The sequence below is a fragment of the Streptomyces sp. NPDC041796 genome (genome assembly GCF_055590785.1).
Window position 1 is genome coordinate 130,912 of record NZ_JBVJAH010000006.1, and the last position, 15,337, is coordinate 146,248.

The 15,337-nt window shown below is 71.6% G+C and carries 13 protein-coding genes; 11 read left to right on the forward strand and 2 right to left on the reverse strand.

Annotation, left to right across the window (positions count from 1 at the left end; all coding sequences use genetic code 11):
- Nucleotides 1-259 precede the first annotated feature (259 nt).
- The gene (locus ACZ6C1_RS13735; RefSeq protein ID WP_469240596.1) at nucleotides 260-1,768 is read left to right on the forward strand and encodes a PP2C family protein-serine/threonine phosphatase; all 1,509 of its coding nucleotides are present in this window, start codon (nucleotides 260-262) and stop codon (nucleotides 1,766-1,768) included.
- 113 nt (nucleotides 1,769-1,881) lie between these two features.
- Entirely contained in the window at nucleotides 1,882-3,345 is a 1,464-nt protein-coding gene (locus ACZ6C1_RS13740) for an aminopeptidase P family protein (protein ID WP_469240599.1), read from the forward strand.
- A 110-nt stretch (nucleotides 3,346-3,455) separates the two neighbouring features.
- Here ACZ6C1_RS13740 and ACZ6C1_RS13745 read toward each other — a convergent pair whose 3' ends face one another.
- Nucleotides 3,456-3,908, reverse strand: a complete 453-nt coding sequence (locus ACZ6C1_RS13745) for an ATP-binding protein (protein ID WP_469240601.1) — start codon at nucleotides 3,906-3,908, stop codon at nucleotides 3,456-3,458.
- 234 nt (nucleotides 3,909-4,142) lie between these two features.
- Between ACZ6C1_RS13745 and ACZ6C1_RS13750 the strand changes: the two genes are divergently transcribed.
- The 9 genes from ACZ6C1_RS13750 to ACZ6C1_RS13790 all read left to right on the forward strand — a co-directional run bounded on the left by ACZ6C1_RS13750 (nucleotide 4,143) and on the right by ACZ6C1_RS13790 (nucleotide 13,690).
- The gene (locus ACZ6C1_RS13750; RefSeq protein WP_469240603.1) at nucleotides 4,143-4,940 is read left to right on the forward strand and encodes a hypothetical protein; all 798 of its coding nucleotides are present in this window, start codon (nucleotides 4,143-4,145) and stop codon (nucleotides 4,938-4,940) included.
- Nucleotides 4,941-5,023: 83 nt separating this feature from the next.
- Nucleotides 5,024-5,758: a YcnI family copper-binding membrane protein gene (locus ACZ6C1_RS13755; protein ID WP_469240605.1), complete on the forward strand. Its 735-nt coding sequence runs from the start codon at nucleotides 5,024-5,026 to the stop codon at nucleotides 5,756-5,758.
- A gap of 32 nt (nucleotides 5,759-5,790) precedes the next feature.
- Nucleotides 5,791-6,489, forward strand: a complete 699-nt coding sequence (locus ACZ6C1_RS13760; protein WP_469240606.1) for an SCO family protein — start codon at nucleotides 5,791-5,793, stop codon at nucleotides 6,487-6,489.
- Between the two features lie 53 nt (nucleotides 6,490-6,542).
- Entirely contained in the window at nucleotides 6,543-6,941 is a 399-nt protein-coding gene (locus ACZ6C1_RS13765; RefSeq protein WP_469241209.1) for a copper chaperone PCu(A)C, read from the forward strand.
- A gap of 21 nt (nucleotides 6,942-6,962) precedes the next feature.
- Nucleotides 6,963-8,858 carry a copper resistance CopC/CopD family protein gene (locus ACZ6C1_RS13770; protein ID WP_469240608.1) on the forward strand — a complete coding sequence of 632 codons (1,896 nt, stop codon included), beginning with the start codon at nucleotides 6,963-6,965 and terminating at the stop codon, nucleotides 8,856-8,858.
- A gap of 7 nt (nucleotides 8,859-8,865) precedes the next feature.
- The gene (gene efeB / locus ACZ6C1_RS13775) at nucleotides 8,866-10,110 is read left to right on the forward strand and encodes an iron uptake transporter deferrochelatase/peroxidase subunit (protein WP_469240610.1); all 1,245 of its coding nucleotides are present in this window, start codon (nucleotides 8,866-8,868) and stop codon (nucleotides 10,108-10,110) included.
- Nucleotides 10,111-10,151: 41 nt separating this feature from the next.
- Nucleotides 10,152-11,087 (forward strand): prephenate dehydratase, encoded by a 936-nt coding sequence (gene pheA / locus ACZ6C1_RS13780; RefSeq protein WP_469240612.1) that lies wholly within the window; start codon nucleotides 10,152-10,154, stop codon nucleotides 11,085-11,087.
- Between the two features lie 522 nt (nucleotides 11,088-11,609).
- On the forward strand, nucleotides 11,610-12,887 hold the full coding sequence (gene serS / locus ACZ6C1_RS13785) for a serine--tRNA ligase (RefSeq protein ID WP_469240614.1): 1,278 nt from the start codon (nucleotides 11,610-11,612) through the stop codon (nucleotides 12,885-12,887).
- Nucleotides 12,884-13,690 carry an HAD family hydrolase gene (locus ACZ6C1_RS13790; RefSeq protein WP_469240616.1) on the forward strand — a complete coding sequence of 269 codons (807 nt, stop codon included), beginning with the start codon at nucleotides 12,884-12,886 and terminating at the stop codon, nucleotides 13,688-13,690. The genes serS and ACZ6C1_RS13790 overlap by 4 nt, the downstream gene beginning before the upstream one ends.
- A 216-nt stretch (nucleotides 13,691-13,906) precedes the next feature.
- On the opposite strand, the gene lpdA is transcribed toward ACZ6C1_RS13790, so the two are convergent.
- Entirely contained in the window at nucleotides 13,907-15,310 is a 1,404-nt protein-coding gene (gene lpdA, locus ACZ6C1_RS13795; protein WP_469240617.1) for a dihydrolipoyl dehydrogenase, read from the reverse strand.
- Nucleotides 15,311-15,337: the final 27 nt, after the last annotated feature.

Genomic DNA, 15,337 nt, shown 5'->3' on the forward strand with positions numbered 1-15,337 from the left:
GGGATGGGGCGCGGCCTTCGGGGTCAAGGACGCCAGGGTCCCCCGCCAGGTTCCGGGCTTGTCCCAACTGCCCCCGGCCGACACCGATTACGTACCCAGCCCGATCGGAACGACGCCCCTTCGGACCGCGCCTGCCGACGCCGCCTCCAGGTGGTGCCCCTTTTCGAACGGGGCTCAGTCGACCGCAAATCCTGTCCATGGGGGGCATTTTTGAGCCAAGTTGCTGCTCACGTAAATACCGCGCGCCCGCCCCGTGACAATGCTGGACATCCCCTTACTTCTGCGTGTAGATGTGGGTGCAGTGACAGCGGCGCAGATTGACATGGGGGTTTGCGATGCTATCCAGCGAAACGCACCCGTCGAAGAGCCGGCTGCCATGAGCGCCCCTCACCTGCCGAAAGTGGCTGGAATCGATCCAACCGTTCCGGCGCCCGCGCACACTGCGGCGCCTCTCCCGGGCCTCCCGAACCCTCCCGTCGCGCCCGGCGCGATGATCCAGGACAAGCTGGCGGGCTGGGTCTCCGACCTCACCACGCTGCACGAACTCACCGAACGCCTCATTCGTACGGGCACCGTCGACGACGCCCTCCAGGAGCTGCTGCGCGCGGGCGCCGCGCTCGTCGGCGCCCGCCGCGGCATGGCCGTCCTGGAACCGGCCGACGGCCTCGGCCCCACCACCACCATCGGTCTGGGCCTCGCCCACGCCGACCTCGGCACCATCGAGACCGTGCCGCGCAGCGCCACCTCCTACGGCCGCTTCCTCGACGACGTCCCCGGTGAACCGCCCGCCGAGCACGGACGGCCCGGACCCGTCGCCGTCCCCGACCTGTTCGCCGACGAGGGCCTCGACCCACGCCACCGGGAGGTCGCCGCCCGCCTCGGCTACGCCGCCAGCTACGCCGTACCGCTCGCCACCGAGGCGGCCGGCCGGCTGGGCGCCGCCGTCTGGCTGTACGACGAGCCCGCCGAACCGGCCGAGGGGCGGCGCCACCTCGTCGGCCTGTACGGGCAGTACGCCTCCGAGCACCTGGCCCGGCTGCTGGAGCTGGAGCGGGGCCGCGCCCGGCTGGCCACCATCGCCGAGGAGCTGCTGCCGAGCAGGCTGCCGCGCGTTCCGGGCGTCCAGCTCGCCGCCCGGCACCGCACCGGGCCGCAGGGCGGCGGCGACTGGTACGACGCGCTGCCGCTGCCGGAGGGCGCGCTCGGTATGGCGGTCGGGTCGGTGTCCGGGACGGGCCCGAGCGCGCTGGCCGCGATGGGCCGGCTGCGGGCCTCGCTGCGGGCGTACGCCGTGATGGAGGGCGAGGACCCGGTCGCCGTCCTCTCCGACCTGGAGCTGCTGCTGCGGCTGACCGAGCCGGCCCGGTCGGCCACCGCGCTCTTCGCGTACGCCGAGCCCGCGCAGCGCAGGATCGTCCTGGCCGGGGCCGGGCACACCCCGCCGCTGATCGTGGGCGAGCGGCGCACCGAGTACGTCGAGACGTCGCTGTCGGCGCCGCTCGGGATGCTCGCGTGCTGGGAGGCACCGAGCGTGGAGATCGCCCCCGAGCCCGGCGAGACGGTGCTCTTCTACACGGACGGGCTGCTGCGCCGTACCGGGGAGTCGACGGACCGGGCCTTCGCGCGGCTGCACGCGGCCGCCGCCACCGTACCCAGGGCGGACCGGGCGGATCCGGGCGCGATCGCCGACCACGTGCTGCGCACGGTGCTGCCGGACAGCGGGTCCGGGGACGAGGACGTGGTGATGCTGGCGGCCCGGTTCGAGTGACATAAGACCCTGGGGCCGGCATCCGTACGACCGTACGATGGGGGGCGTCCCCCAGCCCGGCCACCGCCGGGCGTCCGGGGGGTTCGAGTGTCGTACCAACAGGAGGCGGACCCGTGGCCGAAGAGCTCACGCCGGCGACCCCGGAAGAGTCGGAAGAGCCGATCAAGCAGCGCAAGAACGGCCTGTACCCGGGCGTGTCCGACGAGCTCGCGGAGAACATGAAGTCCGGCTGGGCCGACACCGAGCTGCACGGCCTGGAGCTCATCCCCCAGGCCGCCCACACCGCTGCCCGGCGCGCCGCGCTGTCCGCGCGTTTCCCCGGCGAGCGGCTGGTGATCCCCTCGGGCAACCTGAAGACCCGCTCCAACGACACCGAGTACGCCTTCCGCCCGTCCACCGAGTACGCGTACCTCACCGGTGACCACACCCACGACAGCGTGCTGGTGCTGGAGCCGAAGAAGGACGGCGGCCACGAGGCGACGATCTACCTCCTGCCCCGCTCCGACCGGGAGAACGGCGAGTTCTGGCTGGACGGCCAGGGCGAGCTGTGGGTGGGCCGCCGGCACTCCCTCGCGGAGGCGGAGCAGCTACTGGGCATCCCGGCCAAGGACGTGCGCGAGCTGGCCGGGCACCTGAGCGAGGCCACCGGGCCGGTGCGCAATGTGCGCGGCCACGACGCGGGCATCGAGGCGGCCCTGACCGACAAGGTCACCGCCGAGCGCGACGAGGAGCTGCGGGTGTACCTCTCCGAGGCGCGCCTGGTGAAGGACGAGTTCGAGATCGGCGAGCTGCAGCGCGCCTGCGACTCGACCGCGCGCGGCTTCGAGGACGTCGTACGCGTCCTGGACAAGGCCGAGGCGACCAGCGAGCGGTACATCGAGGGCACCTTCTTCCTGCGCGCCCGGGTCGAGGGCAACGACATCGGCTACGGATCGATCTGTGCGGCCGGACCGCACGCCACGACCCTGCACTGGGTGCGCAACGACGGCCCGGTCCGCTCCGGTGAGCTGCTGCTGCTGGACGCCGGCGTGGAGACGACGACGCTCTACACGGCGGACGTGACCCGCACCCTGCCGATCAACGGCCGCTTCACCGAGCTCCAGCGCAAGATCTACGACGCGGTGTACGACGCCCAGGAGGCGGGCATCGCGGCGGTGAAGCCGGGCGCCCGGTACCGCGACTTCCACGACGCCGCGCAGCGGGTGCTGACCGAGCGGCTGGTCTCGTGGGGCCTGCTCGGCGACATGGACGTGGAGAAGGTCATGGAGCTGGGCCTGCAGCGCCGCTGGACCCTGCACGGCACCGGTCACATGCTGGGCATGGACGTCCACGACTGCGCGGCCGCGCGGACGGAGACGTACGTGGACGGCGTACTGGAGCCGGGCATGTGCCTGACCGTGGAGCCGGGCCTGTACTTCCAGGCGGACGACCTGACCGTGCCGGAGGAGTACCGGGGCATCGGCGTCCGGATCGAGGACGACATCCTGGTCACGGAGGACGGCAACCGGAACCTGTCGGCCGCGCTGCCGCGCCGGTCGGACGAGGTCGAGGCGTGGATGGCGGCCCTGAAGGGCTGACGCCCGCGCGACACGGACGAAAGGCCCCCCGCCGTCTGCCGGTGGGGGGCCTCGCCGTGTGCGTCGGAGAGCCGCGGCCGGAGGTGTCAGGACGCCGCGGACGGGAGGCGTCAGGACGCCACGAGCGGCGCGTCCGTACGCCACTTGACGATCTTGTCGAAGCTCACCACCGCGCCGCCGCGTCCGGACCTGTTCCCGAAGTGGACGTGGTCGGCCAGTTCCTCGATGAGGCGCAGGCCCCGTCCGTTCTCGGCCTCCGGGACGGGCCTGCGGACCGTCGGCGCGGGGCCGGAGGGGAAACCCGGGCCCGAGTCCGCCACTTCGATACGGCACTTCTCGCCGTCCAGGTACGCGGTCACCCGGTACTCCGTGGAGACGTCCCCGGTCCCCGTCCGCCCGCCGTGCTCCACCGCGTTGGCGCAGGCTTCGGTGAGGGCGAGGGAGAGGTCGTAGGAGATCTCCGGGTCGACCCCCGCGGTCTCCATGGTGCCGAGAAGGAGGCGACGGGCGAGCGGAACGCTCGCAGCCTCGCGCCGCAAATGGAGGGACCACCAGATGCTCATGCTCCAGCCTCCTGGCTGCGGCTCGACATACCGTTACGTATTGCCCCCACTTGTCGGTCGTAAGCGCCGCGTTGACGCCACGCACCCCGTTCGGCGGATATGCGTAGCCCGTACGCCGGTGTATGTCGGTGTGTGTCGGACTCTGTCGGGTCCATGCGGACTCCGGCGGTGAAACGGTGACCTTCCGGACCTGCCGTGTGGAGCGGAGGGGCGCAGTGCGATGATGGCCCGGCCATGTCTGCCCCTTCCGCTGGTCCGCGGCTGCTGAGGGCCGCGGTGTTCACCGCGGTCTGTCTCGTGCTGTCCGCGCTGGGACATGTGCTCGCGGCCTGCGAGACCGTCCCGTGGTGGACGCTGGCCCTCGGGTTCCTGTGTGTCTTCGCGCTGACCGTGCCGTTCGCCGGACGCGAACGGTCGCTTCCGGTGATCGCCACGGCACTGGCCGGCGGTCAGCTCGGCCTGCACGCGCTGTTCGGGATCGGACAGCGGCAGCACCTCACGGTGGATATCGGCCAACGGGCGGACGACGCGCTGATCCGGATGGCCGCCAAACTGGTGTGCGGGGCCGGCGCGTCGTCGCTGAGCCCCGCCGACGCGCACCGCATCGTCACCCGCGCCGGGCTGGACCCGGCCGCGGCCGGATCGCACACGGGACACGCGGGGCACGCCGGGTACGCGGCGGAGCCCGCCGCCGGGCTGTGGCCCAGCCTCCCCATGCTCCTCGGGCACCTGCTGGCCGCCCTCGTGACCGGCTGGCTGCTGCGGCGCGGCGACCTCGCGCTGCTGAAGCTGGGCCGGCTGTCGGCGCACGGCGCCACCGGGCTCGCCCAAGGGGCGTTCGTACGCGCGCTGCGCGCCGCCCTCGTCCTCGTACGCGCCCTGGTCGCCGGGCTGCCCGCGCTGCCCTCGGGCGGGCCGCGGCCACCGCGTACCGACGACGACCCTCCGCGGCCCGCCGCGGCGGAGGAACTTCAGCACACGGTGATCAGGCGCGGCCCCCCGGCCGTATCGATCTACGCCCTCGCAGCCTGACACGGCCCACTCGACGGAGTGGTGCCGTGGTGCGCCCGTGCGCACGCGTCCACTCACCTGATCCCCGTGGAGTGTGTTCTGCCATGAACGTTTCTTCCCGTATCGCCCTCGCCGCCGGCGTCACCGTCTCCTCCGTCGTCCTGCTCTCCGGTACCGCCTTCGCGCACGTCAGCGTCGAGCCGCAGGGCGAGGCCGCCAAGGGGGGTTACGCGATCGTCCAGTTCAGGGTCCCCAACGAGCGGGACAACGCCTCGACCGTGAAGGTGGAGATCAACCTCCCGGCGCAGCACCCGCTCGCCTACGTCGCCACGCAGCCCGTCCCGGGCTGGAAGGCCGAGGTCACCAAGGCGAAGCTGGCCAAGCCGGTCGAGATGCACGGCGAGCAGATCACCGAGGCCGCCACCAAAATCACCTGGACGGCGGACGGTTCGAAGATCGGCCCCGGCCAGTTCCAGCAGTTCCCGGTCGCCATGGGCGCGCTGCCCGAGAACGCCGACCAGCTCGTCTTCAAGGCCCTCCAGACGTACGACAACAAGGAGGTCGTGCGCTGGATCGAGGAGCCGAAGGCAGGCTCCCCCGAGCCCGAGGCGCCCGCTCCCGTCCTGACGCTGTCCGCGGCCCAGGACGACCACCACGGCGGCGCGGCCGCCACCAAGACGGACGGCAAGACGGACGACAAGGGTCACGGCGGGAAGGAGAAGGCGGCGTCCGCCGACTCCAGCGACACCACCGCCCGTCTCCTCGGGGCCGGCGGCATTCTCGTCGGCGCCGCCGGTGTCGCCTTCGGCGTCCTCGCCGGCCGCCGCCGCTCGGCCTGACGGCCACCCCCGGAACACCAAGAGAGAAACCCATGCACATCCAGAAGACCGGCGAGCGGTCCCGGCCGCGCCGCCGCACCCCGGTGCTCGCCGCCGCACTCGCCGCCGTGTCGGCGCTCACCCTGTCGGCCTGCGGCGACGGCGGGAAGGACACGGCCGGTGACTCGGTCGCCGGCGTGTCCGTCGACGCCTCCCCGGACAAGGCCGCGACCGTACTCGACCGGCCCTTCGAGAAGCCCAACCTCGTCCTGAAGGACACCAAGGGCCAGACGTACGACCTCCGGGAGCGGACCAAGGGCAGGCCGACGCTGATCTACTTCGGCTACACGCACTGCCCCGACGTCTGCCCCATGACGATGAGCAACATCGCCCTGGCCTACAAGGAGCTCCCCAAGGCGGACCAGGCCAAGCTCCAGGTCGTCTTCGTCACCACCGACCCCGAACGGGACACCTCCGCCGAGCTCGGCACGTGGCTGCCCGGGGCCGGCGACCCGTCCTTCATCGGCCTCACCGGCGACTTCCCCACCATCCAGGCGGGTGCGCGCCAGATCGGCATCGGCATCGACCCGCCGAAGAAGGAGAAGGACGGCTCGGTCGTCTCCATGCACGGCGCACAGGTGATCGCGTTCTCGCCCAGGACCGACCAGGGCTATGTCGTCTACGACGACGACACCACCGCCGAGGAGTACGAGAAGGACCTGCCGAAGCTCATCAAGGGGGAGAACCCGTGACCCGCCGCACCACCCTCACCGCCCTGTCCGCCGCCGTGGCCCTCGCCGGCGCCATGGCACTGGGCGGGTGCTCCTCCGACAGCGGGCCCGAACTGAAGGTCGACGGGGCCTTCATGCCGCAGCCCGTGGGCGACATGGCGGGCGGCTTCCTGACCGTCACCAACACCGGAGACGCGGCCGACAAGCTCACGTCGGTCACGAGCCCGCTCTCCGACGACGTCCAGATCCACGAGACCAAGGACCAGAAGATGCGGCAGGTGAAGTCCTTCGACATCCCTGCCAACGGTGAGCTGAAGCTCGAACGAGGCGGCAGCCACATCATGTTCATGGCCATCAAGAAGCAGCCGAAGCAGGGCGAGAAGGTGCGGATAGAGCTGCACTTCGAGAAGTCCGACCCGATCGAGGTCGAACTCCCGGTGGAAGCCGCCACCCACAACCCGTCGAAGCACTAGGCACTTGGGGGACCGACCACCATGAAAGCCACCGCCCCGCGCTTCGGAACCGCCCACATGCTGTGGCTGCTGCTGGCCACCCTGGCGCTGCTCGGCACCGTGCTCTCCGGCACGGCGAGCGCCCACGCCGCGCTGACCGGCAGCGACCCGAAGGACGGGGCGGTGGTCGCCACCGCCCCCAAGGGCGTCACGCTCACCTTCTCCGAGCAGGTCGCCATGGGGGACGACTCGATCCGCGTGCTGGAACCGAGCGGCAAGCGGGCCGACACGGGTGAGCTGCGCAACCTGTGCGCCGGAGCGATCATCAAGTACGGCGTGAACCTGCACGCCGGGCTGCCGGACGGCACGTACACCGTCGCCTGGCGGGCCATCTCCGCCGACAGCCACCCCATCTCGGGCGCGTTCACCTTCTCCATCGGCGCCCCGTCACAGACGACCGTCGCGCTGCCCGAGGAGAAGGTGGGCGGCGGGGTCGTCGGGGTGCTCTACGGCATCGCGCGGTACATCTCGTACGGCGGCTTCATCCTGCTGGCGGGCGGCGCCGCGTTCATCCTGGCCTGCTGGCCGCGCGGCGCGTCCGTCCGGCCGCTGCAACGCCTCGTGGTGCGCGGGTGGGTGGTGCTGACGGCGGCGACCCTCGCCCTGTTGCTGCTGCGCGCGCCGTACACGGGGGAAGCCTTCGGACTGGGCTCACTCGGCGCGGTCCTGGAGACCAAGACCGGTGCCGCGCTCGTCTCGCGGCTGCTGCTGCTGGGCGCGGCGGCACTGTTCGTCGCGGTGCTCTTCGGCACGTACACCAAGCGGGAGGACGCGAGCGAGAAGAAGGACCTGACCTTCGGGCTCGCGATCGGCGGCACGGTCGTCGCGGCCGGTATCGCGGGCACGTGGGCCCTGTCCGAGCACGCGTCGGCCGGACTCCAGCCGCTCGTCGCGATGCCCGTCGACATCCTGCACCTGCTGGCGATGGCCTCCTGGCTGGGCGGTCTGGCCGCGCTGCTGGTCGCCCTCCACCGGGAGCCGTCGATCGAGCGGTCGGCGGTACGGCGGTTCTCGCGCGTCGCGTTCGGCTCCGTCGTCGTGCTGGCCGCGACCGGGATCTACCAGTCGTGGCGGCAGGTCGGCTCCTGGTCGGCGCTGACCGGCACGGCGTACGGCCGGCTGCTGCTGCTCAAGGTGGGCCTCGTCGCCGTCCTGGTCGGGGTCGCGTGGATCTCCCGGCGGTGGACCGGGCGGCTCACGGAGGCGTCGGCCGTCGGCGCGCCCGAGGAGGACGAGGAGAGCGAGGAGCCCGAGGAGAGCGAGGAGGCCGTCGAGCCGGTCACCGTGCCGGACGACCCAGAGCGGGCCGCCCAGCTCGCCCGCCAGCGCGCCGCCCTCGCCACCGCCCGCGCCAGGCGCGCCCGCGACGCCGACCCCGGGAGGGCCGGGCTGCGCCGGTCCGTGCTGGCCGAGGCGGGCGTCGCGGTGGTGCTGCTCGCCGTGACGACCGTACTGACCACGACCGAGCCCGGCCGTACGGAGGAGGAGGCGGGCCGTACCGAGGCGGTGTCGTCCTCCCCCGCCGTGCCGGACCGGCCGCTCGACCTGACGCTGCCCTTCGACACCGGCGGCGCCGTCAACGGCAAGGGGACGCTACGGCTCACCCTCGCCCCGGGCCGCTCCGGTGCGAACGCCATGCACCTGTACGTGACCGGCGCGAACGGCAAGCCCATGGACCTGCCCGAGCTGAAGGTGTCCTTCACCCTGGAGTCGAAGCAGATCGGCCCCCTGCCCGTCGTACCGGACCGGGTCGCGGCCGGGCACTGGACCTCCGCCGCCGCGCAGATCCCGATGCCGGGCGAGTGGAAGCTCCGGGTCACCGTCCGGACCTCCGACATCGACCAGACCACCCTCGACAAGAACGTGAAGATCGGCTGACCTGACCGTGAGCACCGAGAACCTCCACATCTCCAGGCGCAAGCTGCTGGGAACCGTCGGCGCGGCCGGCGCCACCGGGCTGGCGCTCGGCGCGGCCGGGGGCGCCGCCACGTACGCCGCCGCCGGTGCGCAGCCCGCCGCCGGTACGGCGCTGGCGACCGTCGGCTCGACCGCCGTGCCGTTCCACGGCACGCATCAGGCGGGCATCCTCCAGCCGTTGCAGGCGCGTGGCCACCTGGTCGCCTTCGACCTGGCGCCGGGCGCGGGGCGCAAGGAGGCGGTGGCGCTGATGCGCCGCTGGTCGGCGGTGGCCGGGCTGCTGATGGCGGGCAAGCCGGTGGGGGACGGGGACACGGGGGTCGCCCTGGACGCCGGGCCGTCCTCCCTGACCGTCACGTTCGGCTTCGGCGCCTCCTTCTTCGGCCGGACGGGGCTGATGGCGCGGCGGCCGGTGGAGCTGGACCCGTTGCCCCCCTTCTCGTCCGACCGGCTGGACCCCAAGCGGTCGAACGGCGATCTGTGGGTGCAGATCGGCGCCGACGACGCGCTCGTCGCCTTCCACGCCCTGCGCGCCGTCCAGAAGGAGGCGGGCGGGGCCGCGAAGGTGCGCTGGCAGATGAACGGCTTCAACCGCTCCCCGGGCGCCACCGCGCACCCGATGACGGCCCGCAACCTGATGGGCCAGGTGGACGGTTCGCGCAACCCGAAGCCGTCGGAGCCGGACTTCCAGGAGCGGATCTTCGTCCCGGCGGGCGGGGAGCAGCCGTGGATGGCGGGCGGCTCGTACGCCGTCGTACGCCGCATCCGGATGCTGCTGGACGACTGGGAGAGGCTGCCGCTGAAGGAGCAGGAGCGGGTGATCGGCCGCCGGAAGTCGGACGGGGCGCCGCTGACGGGCGGGAGCGAGACGTCCGGGATCGACCTGGACAGGACGGGACCGGACGGGAAGCCGGTGGTGCCCGACAACGCGCACGCGCGGATCTCGGCGCCGGAGCAGAACGGTGGTGCGGCGATGCTGCGGCGACCGTTCTCGTTCCACGACGGGATCGGGCCGGACGGGACGCCGGACGCGGGGCTGCTGTTCATCGCCTGGCAGGCCGATCCACGGCGGGGCTTCGTCCCGGTGCAGCGGAAGCTGGACCGGGGGGACGCCCTGTCGCCGTTCGTCCGGCACGAGGCGAGCGGTCTGTTCGCGGTGCCGGGCGGGCCGGGCGAGGGCGAGTACGTGGGACAGCGGCTGCTGGAGGCCTGATCGCGGTCCGCCGGGGCTTCCGGCGCATTAGGGTGACCGGTATGTCGGCCACTCGCTATACGTATCTCGGTCCCGAGGGCACCTTCACCGAGGCCGCCCTGCGCACGCTGCCGGAAGCCGCCACGCGGGAGCTGGTGCCGATGGTCTCGGTGCCCGCGGCGCTGGACGCCGTGCGCAACGGGGAGGCCGCCGCGGCCCTCGTGCCGATCGAGAACTCGGTGGAGGGCGGGGTGACGGCGACCCTCGACGAACTGGCGTCCGGCCGGCCCCTGATGATCTACCGCGAGGTGCTGCTGCCGATCGCGTTCGCGCTGCTGGTGCGGCCGGGGACCAAGCTCTCCGACATCAAGACGGTCACCGGGCACCCGGTCGCCCAGCCGCAGGTGCGCAACTGGCTGCGGGCGCATCTGCCCGAGGCGGTGTGGGAGTCGGCCGCGTCGAACGCGGACGGTGCGCGGCTGGTGCAGGAGGGGCGGTTCGACGCGGCGTTCGCGGGTGAGTTCGCGGCGGCGACGTACGGGCTGGAGGCGCTGGTCACCGAGATCCACGACGCCGAGAACGCGGAGACCCGGTTCGTACTGGTGGGCCGCCCGGCCCGGCCGGCGGCGCCGACCGGTGCGGACAAGACGTCGGTGGTCATCTGGCAGCGCGAGGACCACCCGGGTGCGCTGCTGGAGCTGCTCCAGGAATTCGCGGCGCGCGGGGTCAACCTGATGCTGCTCCAGTCCCGGCCGACGGGTGCGGGGATCGGCAATTACTGCTTCGCCATCGACGCGGAGGGCCACATTTCGGACCGTCGGGTCGGTGAGGCGCTCATGGGCCTGAAGCGGATCTGCGCGAACGTCCGGTTCCTCGGGTCGTATCCGCGGGCGGGCGCGACGGCCGACGATGTGACCCCGCTGCGGCCCGGGACGTCCGACGAGGACTTCACGGCGGCGTCCGACTGGCTGGCGCGGTGCCAGGACGGACGGGCCTGAGCGTACGTCCACAAAGTTATCCACAGGCCTGCTTCTCGACCTGGGGACAAGTCGACATCACAACCGGACAGGGTCGACAAATCGCTCCAGCTCTCCCAGGTGGCCGCAGAGCGCGGCACGTCGACCGTGTCACCTCAATTCCGTCGATCAACTCCTTAGAGCGAGAATTTCCCAGCCGAATGAGTGTGTGGACGGGGTTTGATCAGGGAATCCAGGGCGACGGCAGGGTATTCGGAATGATCAATTCCTGAGTCCACAGCGGATTCGCACAGCCTGTGGATAACCCCCGGAAGCTGGTGGCGTCTGTGGACAACGGCGCTCGAACGGCATCGGGAGAGGGTCGCGGGTCACCCTTCGACGGTGGGAAGGAAGGGCGGCAAGCGAGGGAATTCCGTCGTGTTTCCCCACTCGGCCCCGCGACTTTCCCACGGATAAACTCCGACAATTGGGGCAAAGCAACACGCAAGGGCCGCGCGGCATATCGGCTGGGGTGACATGAGCCCGCACCGGTAGCCTGGTGGGGTGATTGACCTTCGCCTGCTCCGTGAGGACCCCGACCGTGTTCGCGCCTCCCAGCGCGCCCGTGGAGAGGACGTCGGCCTCGTCGACGCCCTGCTCTCCGCCGATGAGCGGCGCAGGTCGTCCGGCGTCCGCTTCGACGAACTCCGCTCCGAGCAGAAGGCGCTCGGCAAGCTGATCCCCAAGGCTTCCCCGGAGGAGCGCGCGGAGCTGCTGCGGAAGGCCGAGGAGCTGAAGACCGACGTGAAGGCCGCCGACGCCGCCCAGAACGAGGCGGACGAGGAGACCAAGCGGCTGCTGCTCCAGCTCGGCAACATCGTCCACGAGGACGTACCGGTCGGCGGCGAGGAGGACTTCGTCGTCCTGGAGACGCACGGCACCGTCCGCGATTTCGGCGCCGAGGGCTTCGAGCCCAAGGACCACTTGGAGCTCGGTGAGGCGCTGGGCGCCATCGACGTCGAGCGTGCGGCCAAGGTCTCCGGCTCGCGCTTCTACTACCTGACGGGCGTCGGCGCGCTGCTGGAGCTCGCGCTCGTCAACGCGGCGATCGCGCAGGCGACGGAGGCCGGGTTCATCCCGATGCTGACGCCCACGCTGGTCCGGCCGCGCGCCATGGAGGGCACCGGTTTCCTCGGCCAGGCCGCGGAGAACGTGTACCACCTGGAGAAGGACGACTACTACCTGGTCGGCACGTCCGAGGTGCCGCTGGCCGCGTACCACATGGACGAGATCCTCGACGCGGAGAAGCTGCCGCTGCGGTACGCCGGCTTCTCGCCCTGCTACCGGCGCGAGGCCGGCACGTACGGCAAGGACACCCGGGGCATCTTCCGGGTCCACCAGTTCGACAAGGTGGAAATGTTCTCGTACGTCGCTCCCGAGGAGGCCGAGGCCGAGCACAAGCGGCTGCTGGACTGGGAGAAGCAGTGGCTGACGTCCCTGGAGCTGCCGTTCCAGGTGATCGACGTGGCCACCGGCGACCTGGGCGCCTCCGCCTCGCGCAAGTACGACTGCGAGGCCTGGATCCCCACGCAGGGCAAGTACCGCGAGCTGACGTCCGCGTCGAACTGCGACAGCTTCCAGGCGCGGCGGCTGTCGGTGCGGATGCGCGACGGCAAGAAGGTCCAGCCGCTCGCGACCCTCAACGGCACGCTGTGCGCCGTACCGCGCACGATCGTCGCGCTGCTGGAGAACCACCAGCAGGCCGACGGCTCCGTGCGGGTCCCCCCGGTCCTCCGCCCGTACCTCGGCGGCCGGGAAGTCCTGGAGCCCGTCTCCAAGTGACTCCGTTCCCCTACAAGCTGGTCGCGACCGATCTCGACGGGACGCTGCTGCGTTCCGACGGGACGGTCTCCCGGCGCACGCGTGACGCGCTCGCCGCCGCGACGGCGGCGGGCGCCGCGCACATCGTCGTCACCGGCCGTGGCGTCCCCTGGACCCGTCACATCCTGGACGACCTGGGCTACGACGGCCTCGCCGTCTGCGGCCAGGGCGCGCAGGTCTACCACGCGGGCGAGAACCGGCTGCTGACGTCCGTGACCCTGGACCGCCAGCTCGCGGGCCTGGCCCTGTCCAAGCTGGAGGCAGAGGTGGGCCCGCTGGCCCTCGCCGCGAGCCGCGACGGCCTGGACGGCGAGGTCCTCGTGAGTCCGGGCTACCGCGTCCAGGAGGGACCGCTGCCGTACGTCCCGTTCGAGGACCCGGCCGACCTGTGGTCCGCCCCGCTCAACAAGGTCTACATCCAGCACCCCGAACTGGACGACGACGCCCTGGCCCGGGCCGCCCGGCAGACGGTCGGCGGTCTCGTGGACGTGGTGGTGGCGGGCGCGGGCATCGTCGAGATCCTGCCCCTGGGGCTGAGCAAGGCCACGGGCCTGTCCCTGGCGGCCCGCCGGCTGGGCGTGAAGGCGGCGGACACGGTCGCGTTCGGCGACATGCCCAACGACATCCCCATGTTCGCCTGGGCGCAGCACGGCGTGGCCATGGCCAACGCCCACGACGACCTCAAGGCCGTCGCCCATGAGGTCACGGCGTCCAACGACCAGGACGGCATCGCGGTGGTGCTGGAGGAGCTCCTGCACGCCTGAGTCGGTGCAGGGGGAGCCGTCCCGGGTCCCCGTCGAGGGCGCTCGTGGGCGCTCGTGGGGCGGCCCGCGCGACGTGTCGCGCGCTCGAAGCGGCCGCCCCCCGACCTCCCCCGTGCCACACCAGCGTGCCCCGCGGGCACGAGGCGGCGCCACCGCTTTACCGGGCGCCGCACCGCCGCACGCGTACGCACGAACCGCACGCGTACGCGCGAACCGTCAGAAGTTGATCATGTGGCCCGCGAGGCCGTGCACGGCCTCCTTGACCGCCTCGCCCAGCGTCGGGTGGGCGTGGACGTTCCGCGCCACCTCGTGGACCGTCAGGTCCCACTGCTGGGCCAGCGTCAGCTCGGGCAGCAGCTCGGTGACGTCGGGTCCGATCAGGTGGGCGCCGATGATCTCGCCGTACTTGGCGTCGCTGATCAGCTTCACGAACCCCGTCGTGTCACCGAGCCCGTGCGCCTTGCCGTTCGCCATGAAGGGGAACTTCGCGACCTTGACGTCGAAGCCCTTCTCCCGCGCCTGCTCCTCCGTCCAGCCGAAGCTGGCGATCTGCGGCTGGCAGTACGTGGCGCGCGGGATCATCGGGTAGTCGAGCTCCATCGTCTCCGCGCCCGCGATCGTCTCGGCGGCCACCACGCCCATCGCCTCGGCGGTGTGCGCGAGCATCAGCTTCGCGGTCACGTCACCGATCGCGTAGATGTGCGGCACCGAGGTCCGCGACCGGCCGTCGACGTCGATGGCGCCGCGCTCGGTGAGCTCGACGCCGGTGTTCTCCAGGCCGTACCCCTCGACGTTCGGCGCGAAGCCGATCGCCTGCAGCACCTTGTCGGCCTCCAGCACCTGCTGCTTGCCGTCCTTGCCGGTCACCGTGACCCGCACCTGGGAGCCGGACTCGTCGATCGACTCCACCCGCGTGGAGGTCAGCACGTCGATGCCGAGCTTGCGGTACTGCTTCGCCAGCTCCGCCGAGACGTCCTTGTCCTCCAGCGGCGCGATCCGGTCGAGGAACTCGACGATGGTGACCTTCACGCCGTAGTTCTGCATCACGTACGCGAACTCGATGCCGATGGCGCCCGCGCCGGCGATCACGATCGAACGCGGCAGGTCCTGGCTGAGGATCTGCTCCTCGTACGTCACGACCCGCTCGCTGCGCCGCGTGCCGGGCAGCAGCCGCGGCGTGGCACCGGTCGCGATGATGCAGTTGTCGAACGAGATCGTGGTCTCCGTGCCGTCGGTCAGCGCGACCCGCATCGTGTTCGCGTCCAGGAAGGTGCCCCGGCCGGTGAACTCGGTGATCTTGTTCTTCTTCATCAGGAAGTGGACGCCCTTGACCCGGCCGTCCGCGACCGTCCGGCTGCGCCGGAACGCCTCGCCGTAGTCGAAGGAGACCTGGCCGTCGACCTTGATGCCGTACGTCTTGGCCTCGTGGGTGAAGAGGTGGGCCAGCTCGGCGTTGCGCAGCAGTGCCTTGGTGGGGATGCAGCCGACGTTCAGGCAGACACCGCCCCAGTACTTCTCCTCGACCACCGCGACGCGCTTGCCCAGCTGGGCGGCACGGATGGCGGCGACGTATCCGCCGGGGCCTGCTCCGAGTACGACGACGTCGAAGCGGTCTGACATGGCTTGCTCCCCAGGGTGTGAGTGAGT

Coding starts and splice junctions, on each gene's coding strand:
- ACZ6C1_RS13735 (WP_469240596.1), top strand. CDS start 260: ATGCTGGACATCCCCTTACTTCTGCGTGTAGATGTGGGTGCAGTGACA.
- ACZ6C1_RS13745 (WP_469240601.1), bottom strand. CDS start 3,908: ATGAGCATCTGGTGGTCCCTCCATTTGCGGCGCGAGGCTGCGAGCGTT.
- ACZ6C1_RS13750 (WP_469240603.1), top strand. CDS start 4,143: ATGTCTGCCCCTTCCGCTGGTCCGCGGCTGCTGAGGGCCGCGGTGTTC.
- ACZ6C1_RS13755 (WP_469240605.1), top strand. CDS start 5,024: ATGAACGTTTCTTCCCGTATCGCCCTCGCCGCCGGCGTCACCGTCTCC.
- ACZ6C1_RS13760 (WP_469240606.1), top strand. CDS start 5,791: ATGCACATCCAGAAGACCGGCGAGCGGTCCCGGCCGCGCCGCCGCACC.
- ACZ6C1_RS13765 (WP_469241209.1), top strand. CDS start 6,543: ATGGCACTGGGCGGGTGCTCCTCCGACAGCGGGCCCGAACTGAAGGTC.
- ACZ6C1_RS13770 (WP_469240608.1), top strand. CDS start 6,963: ATGAAAGCCACCGCCCCGCGCTTCGGAACCGCCCACATGCTGTGGCTG.
- pheA (WP_469240612.1), top strand. CDS start 10,152: ATGTCGGCCACTCGCTATACGTATCTCGGTCCCGAGGGCACCTTCACC.
- lpdA (WP_469240617.1), bottom strand. CDS start 15,310: ATGTCAGACCGCTTCGACGTCGTCGTACTCGGAGCAGGCCCCGGCGGA.